Annotated in this window: 18 protein-coding genes; 5 read left to right on the top strand and 13 right to left on the bottom strand. The window is 57.4% G+C overall.

The features are described 5' to 3' along the window. Positions 1 to 16: 16 nt before the first annotated feature. The 4 genes from mdtI to J2Y91_RS04170 form a co-directional block, all read right to left on the bottom strand. The gene (mdtI, locus tag J2Y91_RS04180) at positions 17 to 346 is read right to left on the bottom strand and encodes a multidrug/spermidine efflux SMR transporter subunit MdtI (RefSeq protein ID WP_133622776.1); all 330 of its coding nucleotides are present in this window, start codon (positions 344 to 346) and stop codon (positions 17 to 19) included. Continuing rightward, positions 333 to 680 carry a multidrug/spermidine efflux SMR transporter subunit MdtJ gene (gene mdtJ / locus J2Y91_RS04175; protein ID WP_166643207.1) on the bottom strand — a complete coding sequence of 116 codons (348 nt, stop codon included), beginning with the start codon at positions 678 to 680 and terminating at the stop codon, positions 333 to 335. Before mdtJ ends, mdtI begins: the two co-directional genes overlap by 14 nt. A gap of 81 nt (positions 681 to 761) precedes the next feature. After that, positions 762 to 851, bottom strand: coding sequence for a protein YdgV (locus tag J2Y91_RS23160; RefSeq protein ID WP_472776641.1), 90 nt, complete (start codon positions 849 to 851; stop codon positions 762 to 764). Positions 852 to 1023: 172 nt separating this feature from the next. Next, positions 1024 to 2031, bottom strand: a complete 1008-nt coding sequence (locus tag J2Y91_RS04170; protein WP_048914673.1) for a LacI family DNA-binding transcriptional regulator — start codon at positions 2029 to 2031, stop codon at positions 1024 to 1026. A gap of 150 nt (positions 2032 to 2181) precedes the next feature. Here J2Y91_RS04170 and J2Y91_RS04165 point away from each other — a divergent pair, with 150 nt between their 5' ends. Further along, on the top strand, positions 2182 to 3870 hold the full coding sequence (locus tag J2Y91_RS04165; protein WP_133622777.1) for a sensor histidine kinase: 1689 nt from the start codon (positions 2182 to 2184) through the stop codon (positions 3868 to 3870). Then, on the top strand, positions 3864 to 4592 hold the full coding sequence (gene btsR / locus J2Y91_RS04160; protein ID WP_048914678.1) for a two-component system response regulator BtsR: 729 nt from the start codon (positions 3864 to 3866) through the stop codon (positions 4590 to 4592). Before J2Y91_RS04165 ends, btsR begins: the two co-directional genes overlap by 7 nt. 39 nt (positions 4593 to 4631) lie before the next feature. Here btsR and yjiA read toward each other — a convergent pair whose 3' ends face one another. The 7 genes from yjiA to J2Y91_RS04125 all read right to left on the bottom strand — a co-directional run bounded on the left by yjiA (position 4632) and on the right by J2Y91_RS04125 (position 11314). Further along, complete coding sequence (gene yjiA / locus J2Y91_RS04155; RefSeq protein ID WP_133622778.1) at positions 4632 to 5603, bottom strand: GTPase; 972 nt, start codon at positions 5601 to 5603, stop codon at positions 4632 to 4634. 13 nt (positions 5604 to 5616) lie between these two features. Next, complete coding sequence (locus J2Y91_RS04150) at positions 5617 to 5820, bottom strand: YbdD/YjiX family protein (protein ID WP_048914688.1); 204 nt, start codon at positions 5818 to 5820, stop codon at positions 5617 to 5619. Between the two features lie 74 nt (positions 5821 to 5894). Continuing rightward, positions 5895 to 8045: a carbon starvation CstA family protein gene (locus J2Y91_RS04145; RefSeq protein WP_133622779.1), complete on the bottom strand. Its 2151-nt coding sequence runs from the start codon at positions 8043 to 8045 to the stop codon at positions 5895 to 5897. Positions 8046 to 8302: 257 nt separating this feature from the next. Continuing rightward, complete coding sequence (locus J2Y91_RS04140) at positions 8303 to 8680, bottom strand: DUF1090 domain-containing protein (RefSeq protein WP_133622780.1); 378 nt, start codon at positions 8678 to 8680, stop codon at positions 8303 to 8305. 113 nt (positions 8681 to 8793) lie between these two features. Continuing rightward, a complete protein-coding gene (locus J2Y91_RS04135; RefSeq protein ID WP_133622781.1) occupies positions 8794 to 9276 on the bottom strand; it encodes a GlcG/HbpS family heme-binding protein in 483 nt (160 codons plus the stop codon). Between the two features lie 71 nt (positions 9277 to 9347). Beyond that, positions 9348 to 9995 carry a response regulator transcription factor gene (locus J2Y91_RS04130; protein WP_133622782.1) on the bottom strand — a complete coding sequence of 216 codons (648 nt, stop codon included), beginning with the start codon at positions 9993 to 9995 and terminating at the stop codon, positions 9348 to 9350. Beyond that, positions 9992 to 11314, bottom strand: coding sequence for a sensor histidine kinase (locus J2Y91_RS04125; RefSeq protein WP_253539454.1), 1323 nt, complete (start codon positions 11312 to 11314; stop codon positions 9992 to 9994). The genes J2Y91_RS04130 and J2Y91_RS04125 overlap by 4 nt, the downstream gene beginning before the upstream one ends. A 240-nt stretch (positions 11315 to 11554) precedes the next feature. Here J2Y91_RS04125 and J2Y91_RS04120 point away from each other — a divergent pair, with 240 nt between their 5' ends. Then, on the top strand, positions 11555 to 12889 hold the full coding sequence (locus J2Y91_RS04120; RefSeq protein WP_133622784.1) for a putative bifunctional diguanylate cyclase/phosphodiesterase: 1335 nt from the start codon (positions 11555 to 11557) through the stop codon (positions 12887 to 12889). Positions 12890 to 12953: 64 nt separating this feature from the next. Here the strand turns inward: J2Y91_RS04120 and J2Y91_RS04115 are convergent, their stop codons facing one another. After that, positions 12954 to 13886, bottom strand: a complete 933-nt coding sequence (locus J2Y91_RS04115; RefSeq protein ID WP_133625011.1) for a ribokinase — start codon at positions 13884 to 13886, stop codon at positions 12954 to 12956. 11 nt (positions 13887 to 13897) lie between these two features. Next, positions 13898 to 14779 (bottom strand): SIS domain-containing protein, encoded by an 882-nt coding sequence (locus J2Y91_RS04110; protein WP_048914687.1) that lies wholly within the window; start codon positions 14777 to 14779, stop codon positions 13898 to 13900. Between the two features lie 321 nt (positions 14780 to 15100). Here J2Y91_RS04110 and J2Y91_RS04105 point away from each other — a divergent pair, with 321 nt between their 5' ends. Together J2Y91_RS04105 and J2Y91_RS04100 are read left to right on the top strand one after the other, a co-directional pair. After that, a complete protein-coding gene (locus tag J2Y91_RS04105; protein WP_133622785.1) occupies positions 15101 to 16054 on the top strand; it encodes a sugar phosphate isomerase/epimerase family protein in 954 nt (317 codons plus the stop codon). A 62-nt stretch (positions 16055 to 16116) separates the two neighbouring features. Continuing rightward, complete coding sequence (locus J2Y91_RS04100) at positions 16117 to 17367, top strand: MFS transporter (protein WP_133622786.1); 1251 nt, start codon at positions 16117 to 16119, stop codon at positions 17365 to 17367. Positions 17368 to 17575: the final 208 nt, after the last annotated feature.

Raw genomic sequence — 17575 nt, 5'->3', positions numbered from 1 at the left:
ACAGGCTGGCAGCCCGTCAGGCGAATTTAATCAGCACCATACCGACCAGTAGCAACAGCACGCCCAGCCAACCTTTGCCGCTCAGGCGCTGGCCGAAAAGCGCACGACCTGCCGCGATGGTGGCCACAATGCCAAAGCCACCCCACAGCGCGTAGGCGACCGACAGCTCGATCCCTTCTACCGCCTGGGCCAGCGCGCTGAACGCCGCCAGCACCGCCAGCAGCGACAGCAGACCGTAGCCTTTGCGCTTAAAGCCGTTGGAAAGCTTGAGAAAGATATTGGCAGCAATCTCCAGCACCACCGCACCCGCCAGCCAGGCGGCATGAATCCACTCAAACGCTGACATGACGGCCTCCCGTGCGGGTGCCGGATTTAATCAGCGCAATGCCCACCACCAGCGTCGCCAGTCCGGCGATTTTCATGAGCGAGAGCGACTCGTCAAACAGCAGCACGCTGAACAGCGTAATAAACAGAATACCCACGCCTTCCCACATCGCGTAAGCGACGCCGAGGGCGATTTTTTTAATCGAAATCGACAGGGCAATATAAGAGAGAGCAATCAACAGCAGCATCAGCAGGTAGCCCGCCGGATTGCCGCTTACGCTAGACCATTTCATCAGCAGGGTGCCGGTGATTTCCAGCGCGATCGCCAGAGCCAGTAACATCCAGTACAGCATGATTTATTTTCCACAGAACAGGGGATAACGCGCCCGCCTTGGCGGCAGGATATAACAGCTTAATGTCGTAGGGTTAAAGCGGGACTAAAGCGCGTTACGCCAGTGTTGTTCACCGGAAAGGGATAAGGCAGAAGAGAAAGCGGGGCACTGCATGATGGGGTCGAGCCTGACCATATTATCCATAATTTTTACAACTTATCCGCGTTGTTGCTTTTCGTCGGTGCGGAAAGGAAATTGTCTCCGGTAGTTGAACACGGCTCTGTTATAACATGCGGATGTGGTGTTTATCTTGCTGTTTGCGATTCTTTACCCTGGTATTGATGGTTTGTTTAGTTATTCCGACTGCTTAAGCGTTCCATGGCGTGATCACACTGACGCGTGAGAACGGCGCGCTCACTTCAGGCTGTGGGATATAGCCGTGAAAGGCCAGCAGGCTCTGGAAAATGCAGCGTGCATCCTGCTGCAGCTCGTGGTGGATCAGCAGGTCCATTTTTCCCTCGCTCAGCAGCTGGCGGTTCTCACTATCCAGGTCGTGGCCGATGAATACCGCGATTTCCCGCCCGGCAGCGGCAAAAGCGCGCACGATGGCGCTGTTGCCGCCGCCTGCACAGTACACCGCCCCCAGTGCCGGATGGCGCTCCAGCTGCTGCGCCAGCGCGCAAAAAGTGGGGTGATCGATGCCGTATCCGGCGCTGATGCGCAGCGTGGTCAACGCCGGGGCCATCTGCGCCAGCGCCGCGCAGAACCCGGCGGCGCGATCCTGTTCCCCCTGAAAGCGTTCGCTGCCCGTTACCACTGCCACCTGTGGCGTGCGCTGCCCCAGCAGGCGCGCCATCAGATACGCCGCCGTATGCCCGGCCGAGTGGTTGTCGATACCGACGTAGCGAATGCGCTGGCTGTCCGGCAGGTCGGTCACCAGCGTCACTACCGGCACCCGTTGCTTTAGCAGTTCTTCAATAACCTCCGTCAGCATGCGGTCATTTTCCGCCTTGAGAATAATGCCGTAGCTGTCGCTGGCGCAGCGCTGCATCAGCCGGCGGATCTGCTGGGGGTCGGTGTTCTCAAAGACATGCAGGCGCAGGGTAAGGCGGAAAGGGGCAAAGCTGGCAATCTCCGCCAGCAGCGCATCGGTCACCAGCTGGCTGAAACGCGTGGGCGTATGCAGGATAACGTCGATCGGGATAGTGCGGCCGCTGGCGAGGCTCATGCGCTGCTGCTGTTCAAGGTCGCGCAGCGCCTGCGCTATTCGGCGCTCCGTCTGGGCGTGAACCGCGCCGCGCTGATGCAGCGCACGGTCGACCGTGGCTTTACTGACGCCAGCCTGAGCGGCGATCTGCTTGATGGAAAATTTCATTTCTGAGGTGTTTCTGAGGTGGTTTGCCGGACAGTAAACCATCTTTTCAGGATATTTCCTGCGTAGCGGCTCGCATTTTGTCGTGCCAGGCCAGGCAAATTGCCGCGCAGCGGTGTATGTTGCAAACATCCTGAACGGGGGGCTATAGGGATGTACGAATTTACGTTGATTTTACTGCTGCTGCAGCAGATGTGTGTGTTCCTGGTTATCGCCTGGCTGATGAGTAAAACCCGCCTGTTTATCCCGCTGATGCAGGTCACGGTGCGGCTGCCGCACAAGCTACTGTGCTACATCACCTTCTCGATCTTCTGCATTATGGGCACCTATTTTGGCCTGCATATTGAAGATTCGATTGCCAATACGCGGGCGATTGGCGCGGTGATGGGCGGGCTGCTGGGGGGGCCGGTGGTCGGCGGGCTGGTGGGGCTGACGGGCGGGCTGCACCGCTATTCCCTTGGCGGCATGACCGCGCTGAGCTGCATGATCTCGACCATCGCCGAAGGGCTGATTGGCGGCGTGGTGCACAGCGTGCTGATCAGGCGCGGGCGCAGCGATAAGGTCTTCAGCCCGCTCACCGCAGGGCTGGTCACCTTTTTTGCCGAGCTGATGCAGATGGCGATTATTTTGCTGATCGCCCGGCCATTTAACGATGCGCTGCACCTGGTGCAGAGCATTGCCGCGCCGATGATGGTGACGAATACCGTCGGTGCGGCGATGTTTATGCGCATTCTGCTCGACAAGCGGGCGATGTTTGAGAAGTACACCTCGGCGTTCTCCGCCACCGCACTCAAGGTAGCGGCCTCAACCGAGGGGATACTGCGCCAGGGGTTTAACGAAGAGAACAGCATGAAGGTGGCGCAGGTGCTGTATCAGGCGCTGGATATCGGCGCGGTGGCCATCACCGACCGCGAGCGGCTGCTGGCGTTTACCGGCACCGGTGATGATCACCATCTGCCGGGCAGGCCGATCTCCTCTTCCCTGACCTGGCGCGCTATCGACAGCGGCGAAGTGGTGTACGCCGACGGCAATGAAGTGCCGTATCGCTGCTCGCTGCACCCTAACTGCAAGCTGGGTTCGACGCTGGTGATCCCGCTGCGCGGGGAAAACCAGCGGGTGATCGGCACCATCAAACTTTACGAGCCGCGTAACCGCCTGTTCAGCTCGATTAACCGCACGCTGGGAGAGGGCATCGCGCAGCTGCTGTCGGCGCAGATCCTCGCCGGACAGTATGAGCGGCAGAAGGCGCTGCTGGCGCAGTCAGAGATCAAACTGCTGCATGCGCAGGTCAACCCGCACTTCCTGTTTAACGCGCTCAATACCCTGATGGCGGTGATCCGCCACGACAGCGACAAGGCCGGGCAGCTGGTGCAGTATCTGTCGACCTTCTTCCGCAAGAACCTCAAGCGGCCGTCGGAGATTGTTACGCTGGCCAATGAGATTGAGCATGTAAATGCCTATCTGCAGATCGAGCAGGCGCGCTTTCAGTCGCGGCTCTGCGTGCAGCTGCTGGTGCCGCCGGAGTTGGCGCATCACCAGCTGCCCGCCTTTACCCTGCAGCCTATCGTCGAGAACGCGATCAAGCACGGTACCTCACAGCTGCTGGGCAACGGCGAGATTACGCTGCGCGCCAGCCGCGACGGGCAGCATCTGCTGCTGGCGATTGAGGATAACGCCGGGCTGTACCAGCCAAAGAGTGAAGGCAGCGGGCTGGGCATGAGCCTGGTGGATAAGCGCCTGCGCGTGCGTTTTGGTGACGGCTACGGCATCAGCGTGACCTGCGAGCCGGACCGTTTTACCCGTATTACCCTGCGCCTGCCGCTGGAGGAGCCAGTATGTTAAGCGTTTTAATTGTCGATGATGAGCCGCTGGCGCGGGAGAACCTGCGCATCCTGCTACAGCAGGAGGGCGATATCGCGATTGTCGGCGAGTGCGGCAACGCCATTGAGGGCATCGCCATGGTGCACAAGCTGCGGCCAGACGTGGTGTTTCTCGATATCCAGATGCCGCGCATCAGCGGGCTGGAGATGGTCAGCATGCTTGATCCGCAGCAGCGGCCGTGGATTGTGTTTCTCACCGCCTTTGACGAGTTTGCGGTGCAGGCCTTTGAGGAGCACGCCTTTGACTATCTGTTGAAGCCGGTAGAGGCAGCGCGCCTGGGCAAGACGCTGGCGCGCCTGCGCCAGGGCCATCAGCAGCAGGAGGTGCAGGATGTCTCGGTGTTGCCGGAGAGCCAGCAGCCGCTGAAGTTTATTCCGTGCAGTGGGCACAGCCGCATCTGGCTGTTACAGATGGAGGAGGTGGCGTTTGTCAGCAGCCGCCTGAGCGGCGTTTACGTCACCAGCCACGACGGCAAGGAGGGGTTTACCGAGCTGACGCTGCGGGTGCTGGAGCACCGCACGCCGCTGCTGCGCTGCCACCGTCAGTATCTGGTGAATATGGCGCATCTGAAAGAGATCCGCCTGGAGGATAACGGCCAGGCGGAACTGCTGCTGCGTGATGGTCATACCGTGCCGGTGAGCCGCCGTTATCTCAAGAGCCTGAAGGAGGCGCTGGGGCTGTAGTTTACACGGCAGGTTGTAGTTTACACGGCAGGGTGTCGCTTAAATGACAGGCTGCGGCTTCAGCGCGGCAAATGCGGTGCGGATCTGCGCTTCCGGCAGCTGTACGCCGATAAACACCAGCGTACTGGCGGGCTGCTCCTCGGGCTGCCATTCCCGGTCCCAGTCGGCGCTGTACAGGCGCTGCACGCCCTGGAACAGCAGGCGGCAGGGCTGACCGTCGATCCACAACATGCCTTTGTAGCGCAGCAGGCTGTCGGCGAACCCGGACAGCAGTTCCTCCATGACTTTTGATACTGCCTCCAGCGCGACCGGGTAGTCCAGCTCGACCACGACTGAATTGATATCGTTGTGCTTATCGGCGATAAAATTAAAGCGCGGTGCGCTGTTGATGACCTGCTCTTCCAGCATAAAACCGCGGGTGTTAAACAGCAGGCTGAGGTCTATCTCACCGTTCACCACCGGATAAACCGGCGCGCGGGCGTTGATGCGCTGCAGCCGTGCCAGCAGATTGGCTGGGGTTCCGGCAACGTCGGTTTTGCTCAGCAGAATGCGGTCGGCATAGCCAATCTGCGACTGCGCCAGAGTGAACTGGTCCATCTGCTGTTCGGCGTGTACGGCATCGACCAGCGCGATCACCCCATCAAGCAGATAGCGCTCGCACAACACCTCGTGTGCGAAAAAGGTCTGAATAATCGGGCCGGGGTCGGCCATGCCGGTGCATTCAATCACCAGACGGTCAAAGGTAACGTCACCGCTATCGAGGCTGGCGAGCAGCTCCAGCAGTGCCTGCTCCAGCTCGCCGGAGCGCGTGCAGCAGATGCAGCCGTTGGTCAGGGTTTTGATCTGCGTGGCGCGTGCGCCGAGCAGCTGATCGTCTACGGCCACGGCGCCGAACTCGTTCTCGATCACCGCGATTTTGTAATCATCCTGATCGTGCAGAATGTGGCGCAGCAGGGTGGTTTTGCCCGCGCCGAGAAAGCCGGTGAGCACGGTAACGGCAATCGGTTTCATGGTGTTTTCCTTATCAGCAGCAGCGCATGCCGCCTTTGCCATCTCCGCCGTAGCGCGCCTGCTGGCGCTCACGGAAGAACTCTTTGTAGGTCATCATCGGTTTGTCCGGATGATGGGTCTGCATATGCAGCACATAAGTATCGTAGTCAGGAATACCGACCAGCATCCTCGCCGCCTGGCCGAGGTATTTTTTTGCCGCGCCTAAGTTGTCGAACATCGTGTCTTCCCCGTTGTGCGGGCTGGGCATGCCCAGCCCCTGCGAAAGTGCGGGATATGTCCCGCACACGGTGGCTAATGGCCGGATGAAATCTTCACCCCCTCTTTCGGCACCGCCACGTACGGCGTTTCGGTATCGGTCGGTTGCGCGATCTGGCGCGCTTTCAGCCAGGCTTTGAAACCGTAGAAGATAATACTGTAAACCACCACCAGGAACAGGATGCTCAGGCCTGCGTTGGTGTAGTTATTGATCACGATATGGTTCATGTCGGCGATCTGCTTCGCCGTCAGCTCACCCCCTGCCGCCACCTTCGCTTTATACTCCCCGGCCATATAGAAGAAGCCTTCCATCTGCGGGTTACTGCTAAACAGCTTAAGCCCCAGCGCCCAGGTGGTACAGATCAGCAGCCACACAGCAGGCAGCACCGTTACCCAGATATACTGCGTGCGCTTCATCTTAATCAGCACCACGGTCGCCAGCACCAGCGCGACGGCAGCCAGCATCTGGTTGGAGATGCCGAACAGCGGCCACAGGCTTTTCACCCCGCCCAGCGGATCAACCACGCCCTGATACAGCAGATAACCCCACAGGCCGACGCAGCCCGCCGTGCCCACGATGCCCGCCAGCAGCGAGTCGGTTTTCTTGAGGAACGGCACAAAGTGGCCGAGCAGGTCCTGCAGCATAAAGCGGCCGGAGCGCGTACCGGCATCCAGCGCGGTCAGGATAAACAGCGCTTCGAACAGGATACCGAAGTGATACCAGAACCCCATATCGGCAATCGGCATGATTTTATCGAACACGTGGGCGATCCCCACTGCCAGCGTTGGCGCACCGCCGGCGCGGTTGAGCACCGAAGGCTCGCCGATGTCCTTAGCGGTTTGCATGATCTGTTCAGGTGAAATCACAAAGCCCCAAGAGCTGACGGTGGCCGCGGCCTGCGCCGTGACATCTTTTAACTGCGCCATTATCAGCGGCGCGTTATCGCCGCCCAGCTCGTGCAGATTTGGCATGGTAATGCCGAGGCCCGCAGGCGGGGTGTTCATGGCAAAGTAGAGACCCGGCTCAATAATCGATGCCGCCACCAGCGCCATCACCGCCACAAAGGACTCCATCAGCATCGCGCCGTAGCCAATAAAGCGCGCATCGGTTTCGCAGGCCAGCAGCTTTGGCGTAGTGCCGGAGGCGATCAGCGCGTGGAAGCCGGAGACGGCACCGCAGGCGATGGTGATAAACAGGAACGGGAACAGCGCCCCTTTCCACAGCGGCCCGGTGCCGTCAATGTACTGGGTGAGCGCCGGCATTTTCAGCTCCGGGTTGAGGATCACGATGCCGATCGCCAGGCCAACGATCACGCCGATCTTCAGGAAAGTGGCGAGATAGTCACGCGGCGCGAGGATCAGCCACACCGGCAGCAGCGCGGAGATAAACGCATAGCCGATCAGAGTAAAGGTGATGGTGGTGTCCTTAAAGGTCAGCGCCGGGCCCCAGTACGGATCCTGGGCCACTACGCCGCCAAACCAGATGCTGGCGACCAGCAGGACTACGCCAATAAGCGAAATTTCCCCGACGCGCCCCGGGCGGATAAAGCGCATATAGATGCCCATAAACAGCGCGATCGGCACCGTCGAGCAGACGGTAAACACGCCCCACGGGCTTTCCGCCAGGGCTTTCACCACGATCAGTGCCAGCACGGCGAGGATGATGATCATGATCAGGAAGCAGCCAAACAGGGCAATGGTGCCCGGCACGGCACCCATCTCTTTTTTGATCATCTCGCCCAGCGATTCACCGTTGCGCCGCTGTGAGATAAACAGCACCATAAAGTCCTGCACCGCCCCGGCCAGCACGACGCCAGCCAGCAGCCACAGTACGCCGGGCAGGTAGCCCATCTGCGCCGCAAGCACCGGGCCGACCAGCGGGCCAGCGCCGGCTATGGCAGCAAAGTGGTGACCAAACAGCACGTTGCGGTTGGTCGGCACATAGTTGAGGCCGTCGTTATTGATCACCGCAGGCGTGGCGCGCGTTGGGTCGAGCTTCATCACCTTCTGGGCGATGTACAGGCTGTAGTAGCGATATGCCACCAGATAGACCGATACCGAGGCCACCACAATCCACAGCGCGCTGATATGTTCGCCGCGCCTGAGCGCCACCACAGCCAGGCAGCAAGCCCCGATGATGCCGAGGATCATCCAGGGTATATGTTTGAAAAAATTATTTTTATTCATAGGGAACCTGGTCATTTTCGTGTTGAAAAAAGGGGTAAGAGAGACGGGTCTATGGTGGCGAATTTCAATACCATCAGGGGGGATTATTGCTTGAGCGGTTGTATAGAACGATAAGCGGTTGCTCGCCGGACTAAGCGGTTTTTCGGCGCAGTTAAGGGATTGAAAACTGTGATTAAGGTCTCGTTGATGTCAAGGTGTTTGGCAGCTGGCCTTGGCTCGGGTGGTAAAAACCACCCGTTAGCCCGATGTTGAAGTGATTACTGGCTGAGGCTGTCGCGTGCTTCCTGCAGTTCCTGCTGGGCGCGTGCCAGTTTTTCCTGCTGTTTAGCAATTTTCTTACTGCTACCACCGGCCTGAGCTTCGCGCAGGTCGGCCTGGCGCTCGGCGACTTTTTCCATCTTTTCCTGCACTTTCTGCTGACGGTCGGCCATCAGGCTGCTGTCGGTGCAGTGCTGATCGATCTCTTTCAGCGCTCTCTCCAGACCGGCTTTCTGTGCGCTGTTGCCATGGGCTTCGGCGTACTGGATCTGCTGCGCCACTTCGGCACGTTTCGCGGCACAGCCGGTCAGGGTTTCAGCGGCATGAGCTGAACCCATGACCATCAGCAGTGAAGCCATCAGAAGACGAATTTTCATGGTGAATACCTCTGTGATTTATCCCCAGCTCAGCCGAGGAATTTAAGATTTGGAACCCGGCCAGCATCGCCAGCCGGGGAAGGGAAGAGCGGAAGTTACCCCGCGAGGCGTAATCAGCCTTTGATAACGCGATCCACTGCGGCCTGAGCACACTGCTCATCCAGATTGCCGCCCGGTGCTCCGCCCACGCCGACTGCGCCGATCACCTGGTCGCCGTCACGCAGCGGCAGGCCGCCAGCCAGCAGCAGGAAGCCAGGGACTTCACGCATGCCGGCGGCGCCCGCGTTAGACTGAGCGGCTTCCATCACTTTGCCAGACGGGTTTTTGGTGCTGAGCGCGGTGAAGGCTTTCATCTTGCTGGCTTCGATGGTGTGCGGGCCAGCATTGTCCATGCGCTGCAGGGCTTTCACATTGCCGCCGCGATCCAGTACGGTCACGCTAACGTTGTAATTTTTGGCCGAGCAGGATTTGATCACCGCAGCAGCGAGGTCGTTAGCCTGCTGCAGTGAGATGTTTTTTTCGGTCAGGGTGGCGGCGTGCAGGGGCTGAGCCGTCAGGCCAGCCAGAACGGCGAGTACAGGGAAGGTCAGTTTCATTTTAGAGGTTCCGGTTATTTTTCAGAGAACCCTATTTTGCGAAATATACCCTGTAACAACTATTCGGTTAATTACCCGTTCGACCTGGTAGATTTACCAGGTTGCGACAGCATTTTCAGCCGGGCGTACTCCCAGACCAGCGGGGCGAGGCTGCTGACTTCCAGCCGGGCGAAGATCGAGGCGCGATGAGCTTCGGCAGTGCGCGGTGAGAGCGAAAGTGCGCGGGCGATCTCCTTGGCGCTTTGGCCCTCGACCAGCAGTTCGAGCACTTCGCGTTCACGCAGGGTGAGCTGGGCGAATTTGTTCTCCAGCAGCTGTCGCTCCTGCTGCTGCGCGGCCCGCTGCTCGCTCTCTACCAGCGCTTCGCTGATGCAGTCGATCAGCTTGTCGCTGTCGAGCGGCTTGGTGAAAAACTCCCAGGCACCGTGCTGAAAGGCGCGGCGGCAGAGGTCGATGGTGCCGTGCCCGGTCATCAGGATCACCGGAACCAGCGGATAGTGCTGCGAGGTCTCCTCCAGCCAGCTCAGGCCACTTTTGCCGGGCATGCGAATGTCCATCAGCAGGCAGCCGGTTAGCGTGGGCGTTACGCTGCTATCGGCTTCAAAGGCGGCCACGCTGCTGTAGGTAGTGACCTGCCAGCCCAGCGTTTGCAGCAGAAAACTGAGTGAGTCGCGGATTGAGGCATCATCGTCAATCAGCCAGATAGGTGAGGTACTCATTGCTGCTCCCATAACTGAAAATGCAACTGGATACAGGCACCACCGCCCGCATGGTTGGCGAGGGTGATTTTGCCGTTCATGCGCAACATCAGGGTTTCAGCCAGCGACATCCCAAGGCCAATTCCTTCACTGCGGGTGGTGTAAAACGGCATCAGCGCCTGCTCCATTCCTTCGGTTGAGAATCCGCGCCCGCCGTCGGTTAAGGTTAGCACCACGCTCTCCTCTTCGCGGCGGCAGTGCACCTGCACCCAGCCTTTGCGCTGGCTGCTTTGCGCCTGTATCGCATTGCTCAGCAGGTTGTGCAGCACCTGTTCCAGCCAGAGCGGATCGGCTTTTACCTGTAGGGAAGGCGGGGAGAAGTCGCGCTGCACGGTGATATCGCCTTCGCGAATTTCACGCGCCAGCAGATCCTCCACTCGCGTCCAGACGCGTTTGATCTCTACCGCGCCCAGCGTGACTTCACGCTGTTCCAGATGGTCGCGAAAACGCTGTAGTAGCGATGCGATGCGCTGTGTCTGACCCAGCGCGCCTTCCAGCGCGGCAGGTATCTGGCTGACGTCGCCTTTGGCCAGCAAATGCTGTGCCGCCTTTAACCAGTTCTGAATCGCCGCCAGCGGCTGATTGATCTCATGCACCATGCCGGTGGTGATTTCCCCCAGCGCATTCAGCCGGGTATGTTGATAAAACTGCGCGCGGCGGTCGGCCTGGCGCTGGCGCTGGTACTGGTGCACGAACACCATCATCAGCGTCAGCAATACCGCCAGCAGCAGCGGTGGCCACAGTGCGAGCGCCTGCCACCGTGGCGATGCGCTGGCCGTCAGCGTGAACGGCTGCAGCTCCTGGGCGAAGGTGGTGCTCCAGTGCCACCAGCCGCTGCTCTCCTGAGCCTGGGAGCTGAGCAGCACGGTGCCCTGCCAGTTGAGCGCCAGATGCTGAAAGCCAGACTGTTTTCTCGCGTCGTCAATCACCGGGCGGAAGTCGACCAGTTCGCGCACCTGCTGCCAGGGGTTGTTCAGCCAGTAGCGGCCATTGTCCGCTGGGGTAATGCGGATCTCCTGCGAAGCGTTGGCAGGCAGCGGCTCAATCGCCACAATTTGCGGAAATTTATGGTTCAGGGCGGCGGCATCGCTGCCGGGGGAGATCAGCGGCAGCACGGCGGCATTTTGCGTTAAGCGGTAGGCAATCTGGGTTTCCAGTGCCTGAAAAGAGGCCTCAAAGCTTTTCCACTGCTGATAAAGCTGCATGCCAGGCACCAGCACCAGCGGGATCAGCATCAGGATCAGCCAGACGATCAGGCTGCGTTTTATGAGCGGAGGCATCACCAGTTTATCCTTATATCAAATGGGCTGCCTGATTGAGCCTTAATTATTACCAGGAATCAACCGTGCGGCGAGTTGAACAGGACCGGTCCCGGTAACGAAAATGAGTAATGAGTGCCATATGTAAATTGTTGACGCGTTTCGGAAAATACGTTAAATCACTGGAGCCTTTCTGATTCGCTATTTTTAGTCACATTAAAATAATAAAAAAAATCCAATTTCACTGGAGCTATTTGCATTATGCCAGGACGAAGAACAGGTAAAACCCCTAACGAAGAACATCTCGAATATCTCTGCCGGATGGCTTTCCTGAGTGGTTTAGGGGTTATTGTCGGGTGGCTGGCGGTATTTAGTTTGATGCACCAATGGGGAGAGGTTGAATCACTGCTGGTGATGGCAGGTGCAGCCCTGGCCAGCTGGCGGGTGGCAATGCGCGGCAATTTTTCCAGCGGGCTGATGCTGGCCCAGCTGCTTCATCTTATTTACGTCGTGGTGTTTTGCCTGCGCTATGATATTCCCGACCAGGGGATCCCGCGAACCACGCACCTGTATCTGCTGACTATCGCGCTGGTGGGCTATATCAATTATCAGCGCAGGCACACGCTGGCACAGCTGGCGCTTATCGCCAGCACGCTGCTGGCGTTTATTATTCTCAGCAGTGCCGACCTGGTCTATCCCTTTGCCCACCCCATGCAACACCAATTGCGTATTTATATCCCGCTGGTGAATGTCATTTTAGCCACGGGGATTTTATGCGCTGGCATCGTGGCGATGCAGGCCGACTTTTCCCGCCGCAGCGAGAAGATCCGCGCGATCCAGCATGCGCTCTACAATGACGAATTCGTGCTGTTTTATCAGCCGCTGCTGAATGCGACCGGGCAGATTAACGGAGCCGAAGCGCTGCTGCGCTGGCAGCTGCCGGGTAAGGGAATGGTGCCACCGTCCGGGTTCATTCCCGCTGCCCAGCAGGCCGGGCTGATGCCTGCGGTGGGGGACTGGGTGATCGGCAGCGCTTTTCGCGAGCTGGCACACTGGCAGGCGAACCCGGCGACGGCGCATCTTACGCTGTCGATCAACGTTACCGTGGATCACCTGATGAAACCTGAGTTCGTTGCGCGCCTGATCCAGCAGGCGGACAGGGCGCAGATCCCCCCTGCGCGGGTTAAGCTTGAACTGACAGAGAGCGTGTTTGCCTCCGATATTGACGCCGTGGTGGCGAAAATGGTTGCCCTGGCCGCCGCCGGATTCCGCTTCTCGCTCGATGATTTTGGCACCGGTTTTTCATCGCTGAGCTACCTGCGCCGCCTGCCGCTGGAGCAGATCAAAATCGACCGCAGCTTTATCTCCGGCGCCAGTGAAAATCGTAAGGGTGCCGTGATCGCCAGGAATATTGCGCGCATGGGGCTGGAGCTGAAGCTGGAAGTGCTGGCGGAAGGCATTGAAACGGCGGAGCAGTGGTCGCTGATGCAGGATTTCGGCTGTACGGCGTTTCAGGGTTTCTACTTTTCGCGCCCGCTGAGTATGGAAGATTTTCGCGCTTTTGCGCTGCAACATCGGCAACAGGGGCCCGCGTGAAGGAGGTTGACGGTTTCAGGCAAAGCCCCGGTCCGATCGCCGGGGCTTTATTACTCCTGCGCCATCAGCCAAACAGCCGCTGGCGGTTTTGCGTCAGCGCGTGCGCCACGTCGGGCAGCATCGGGAAGGAGCTTTGGCCGCCATATTTCTGAATTGAGCAGGAGCTGATCTCCGCCGCGAAGGGAATCGCTTCCTCCAGGGCAATATGGTTGACCAGGCAGTAAGCGATGCCGCCGATAAATGAATCCCCCGCCCCGGTGGTATCCACCACGTCCGGGCAAAACACCGCCGGATAGTGCTGCGCTCCCGCCTGATTCGACAGCACGGCGCCTTTTTCCCCCAGCGTAATAATCACCTGGCCATTAACCCGCTGATGCAGCTCCGCCGCGCAGGCGATGGCATCGCTCACCGAGGCGACGGAGCTTTGATTCATCAGGCTGGCTTCGGTCTCGTTGACCACCAGGAAATCGACCTGGCTGAGCGCCTGCGCGCAGATGTGGCGGGCAGGGGCATTGTTCAGCAGGATCTGGCAGTGGTGCTGGCGCGCCAGGGCGATGGCGCGATCCACCACCTGTTCAGGGATCTCGGACTGCAGTATTACCAGCGGCCGATCGCGAAACAGATCGTCGGTGATATCGGCTTCGCCGATCAGATAGTTCGCCCCTTTAATAATCGTGCTGCAATAGTCACCGGACTCGAGGATCTGCACGATGCCAATGCCGGAGGTTTTTCCGCGCTGGCTAATTTGCGTCACGGAAACCCCGTTCTCGCTCAGCGATTTAAGCAGTTCGCTACCGTAAATATCGTTGCCGACACAGCCCACCATATTCACATTCAGCCCCAGTTTGGCGCACTGCACCGCCTGGTTTGCGCCTTTTCCACCGGGCATCAGCATCAGCTCATTACCGGTGAAGGTCTCCCCAATCTCCGGCAGGCGATCCTGCTGGACGAGAATGTCATAGTTAAGACTGCCAATAACAACAACATGATGTTTCATCATTTCGGCCCTTAATTGGCGGTGCGTTTGGACGCCACCGCATTTCTGGTGTTGTGTAAACTGGTCTGGCTCTTTTCACTGGTTTTGCTGGCAATAATGGTGAAAATGGCGTCCAGAATATTGAGGTGGACAATACGCGTGGTGGCATTTTCCCCGGTAATCGGGTTGTTTTTCACCGAGGAGATAATTGAGTGCTTGGCGATCAGGCTGAGCGGGCTGTTGGGATAGTTGGTCAGGCAGATGGTTTCGGCACCGTGCTCATTAGCGGCTTTGACCATCTGGATAATATCGGTGGTCTGCCCGGAGTGCGAAATCGCCAGCAGAATATCGCCCGGCTGCATCAGCGAGGCGGTCATCAGCTGCTTGTGGCTGTCGCTGAACACCGAGGAGAAGATGCCAATCTTGAGCAGCTTATGATTGAAGTCATCGCAGATCGATCCCGACCCCCCGCAGCCGGCAATAAAGATGCGCGCGCTTTCCGGCTTGTTAATGAACAGCCAGGCGACGGCCTTGATCACCGCGCTGTTAATCACGCTCAACGACTCCTGGAGCGCCATCACTGAATTCAGGAAGGTGCTCTCAATAACCTGTTCGACATACTTTTCCGAGTCGGGGATCAGTGGAATATCGACGATCTCCTCCTGCGAGTTAACCTGCCTGCCAATATTGAGCTTGAGATCGTGAAAACCGGTGAACCCCAGCTTTTTCGACACTTTGGTAATACTGGAAACGCTGACGTTGAGATAATTAGCGATATCCGTGATACACATTTTAGATAATGACTGGGGGTTGTCATCAATAAAGCGGGCAATTGAACGTTCTTTTTTACCCAGCTCGGGTGCAAGCGTTCGCGCCAGTAAAAATATCTCATTGCCTTTAAGTCGGTTATGCATGATTAGGGCTCGTAGAAAACTTTATCCGTAAACTAGCATGGGGGGTAAACGAAAAGTGTTAACCAGATCACATGCTGTAAAACGTTTTACTATGTCATTTTACTGTGAGTAAAATAAAATCATCGTATTACGCGATTTCATTTTACTGGCAGGAAAATGAAAGTATAAACATCTGTTTTAAAAGTGTTTTACTGATAGTAAAATTTTCACTATTAAAAACTCTCTGTCAGTTTTATTTTCGGTGTTATTTGATTTTTACCATTTACCAGGCGGGTAAAGTCACTTATAACGCAAGGGAAACTTCATGCAAGGATATTTAAAATGAAATTCTCTTCCCGTATTAATTCATTTCGTTCACGTCCCGAGTTATTTGATGCTAAGAATAAAATGGACACCTGCGATCTGATTACCCGTATGGGTAGCGTAGATGGCTTAACGCATATAGAACTTAACTACCCGGAACACTTTGTTGGCCAGAGTAAAGAGCTGATTAAAAAGACCATCGCCGATAACAACCTGCAGGTAGGTGGCATCGCGCTGCGCTATAACAAGGAGTTTATCGACGGCGAATTCACTAATCCCGACGCCGCGCTGCGCCAAAAAGCGATTGATATTACGCTGGAAGCGGCAGAAGTGTGCAAGTACCTCGGTGGCAATACCGTCACGCTGTGGTTTGGCTACGATGGCTATGACTATCCGTTCCAGCAGGACTACTTCCGCGCTTACGAGCTGCTGGTCAGCGCCCTGCAGACCGTCACCCATGCACACCCGGATATGCAGTTCAGCTTTGAATACAAACCCTACGAGCCTCGCACCTTCTCCTTTATCGGCGATGTGTCATCGACCCTGATGCTGATTGACGATGTGGGCGCGGATAATCTCGGCATTACTCTCGACTTCTGCCACATGATCATGAAGAAAGAGAACCCGGCTTTCTCACTGTTCCAGTCGGCTCGCAAAAATCGCCTGGTCGGCTTCCATCTGAATGACGGCTACGGACATTTTGACGATGGCCTGATGCTGGGCTCGGTGCATCTGATGCAGACCCTGGAATACATCTATTACGCAAAACGCGTGAATTTCAGCGGCCTGATCTATTTCGATACTTTCCCAAGCCGCGAAGACCCGGTGGCCGAGTGCGCGCAGAACATCCGTATGTACAAGGCATTGGCCGGCTTTATTGACCGCCTGAGCATCGCTGAAATCGACCAGCTGATCAAAAGCCAGGACGCGCTGAAAGTGCAGGGCATGCTGATGAAAATGATCGCCGAATAAAAACAAAATCAGACTCTTACCTCTTACTTACTACCAGTCGGTGTCAGACACTGGGGGAAACTATGTTGAATAAAATAGGTTTGCCTAAGAACTTGCTGTGGGGCTATATCGGCCTGACTATTTTTATGATCGGCGACGGGGTTGAACAAGCCTGGATCTCTATCTGGCTGGTGGAAAAAGGGCTTTCCGTCGCTCAGGCTTCTTACCTGCTGACCGCTTATGGCGTGACCGTAACGCTGGCCGCCTGGGTGACCGGCGTGCTGGTGCAAACCCTCGGCCCGCGTAAGGTGATGTTGTTTGGTCTGCTGACCTTTGTGGTTGGCAGCATTGGCTTTATCGCCCTCGGCCTGCAAACCATGCATATGGCGTGGATGCTGCCGTTCTATGCGATACGCGGCATTGGCTATCCGCTGTTTGCCTATTCGTTCCTGATCTGGATTAACTACAGCACGCCGGTGGAACGACGCGCGACGGCGGTCGGCTGGTTCTGGTTCACCTTCTCGCTGGGCTTGAGCGTGATCGGGCCGTTCTTCTCCTCGCTGGCGCTGCCGGTGCTGGGCGAAATCCACGTGCTGTGGGTAGGGATGCTGTTTGTGATCGTCGGCTCCGTGCTGGGGATCTGGGTGAATCGCGACGTGGTGCCCGCTTCCGAGATCCACCCGTTCAGCGCCGCCGAGTTGCTGAAGGGCATCACCATCCTGCAACGCCCGGTGATTGCCATGGGGCTGGTGGTGAAATCGGTCAACGGCATTGCGCAATATGGCCTGGCGACGTTTCTGCCGCTCTACCTGATCAGCTATGGCTACAGTAAAACCGAGTGGCTGCATATGTGGTCGGCGGTATTCCTGGTAGCGATTTTTGCCAACCTGTTCTTTGGCTTCTTCGGCGATAAATTTGGCTGGCGCACCACCATTATGTGGGTCGGTGGCTTCGCTTATGCTGCGGTGCTGATTTTGGTGTGGGCGGTGCCGCAGGTACTGGGCCACAACTTCTATGTGATGATGTTTGTGCTGTGCCTGTGCGGGATCACCATGGCGGGCTATGTGCCGCTGTCGGCCCTGTTCCCGATGCTGGCGCCGGACAGCAAAGGGGCGGCGATGTCGGTGCTGAACCTGGGGGCCGGTCTGGGGGCGTTTATCGCACCTGCCATCACCGCGCTATTTTACTCTTCGCTGGGTGCTGGCGGCGTACTGGGGATATATGCCGGGCTGTATGTGCTCAGCGGTGTGCTCACCCCGTTCCTAAAAACCCCGGAGGAGCTTGAGGCGCAGGAAGTGGTGAAGGGCAAGGGGGCACTGCGGCACTCTGAATAGCTGTAGCCGGGCTTGTTGCCCCGAGGTAAAGAGGACTTTCAGTCTGACGTACCCGGGGCGTTACCGTTTCGTTCCGCTTGGGGAATGATAAAAAATCATTAAAATACAAATGGTAAAAATAAATTCTGATTATTTTTCACTTGACGGGTTGTTGATTTTTTAACCTTAAAGTCGCATAGTGGCTGAATGGTCACCGTTTGAAATTATA

Origin of the sequence: Erwinia aphidicola (assembly GCF_024169515.1) — a bacterium.
In the GTDB taxonomy this organism is placed as follows: Bacteria; Pseudomonadota; Gammaproteobacteria; order Enterobacterales; family Enterobacteriaceae; genus Erwinia; species Erwinia aphidicola.
The sequence above is the reverse complement of the archived record's forward strand: the minus strand, read 5'-3'. Positions and strand labels throughout refer to the sequence as shown.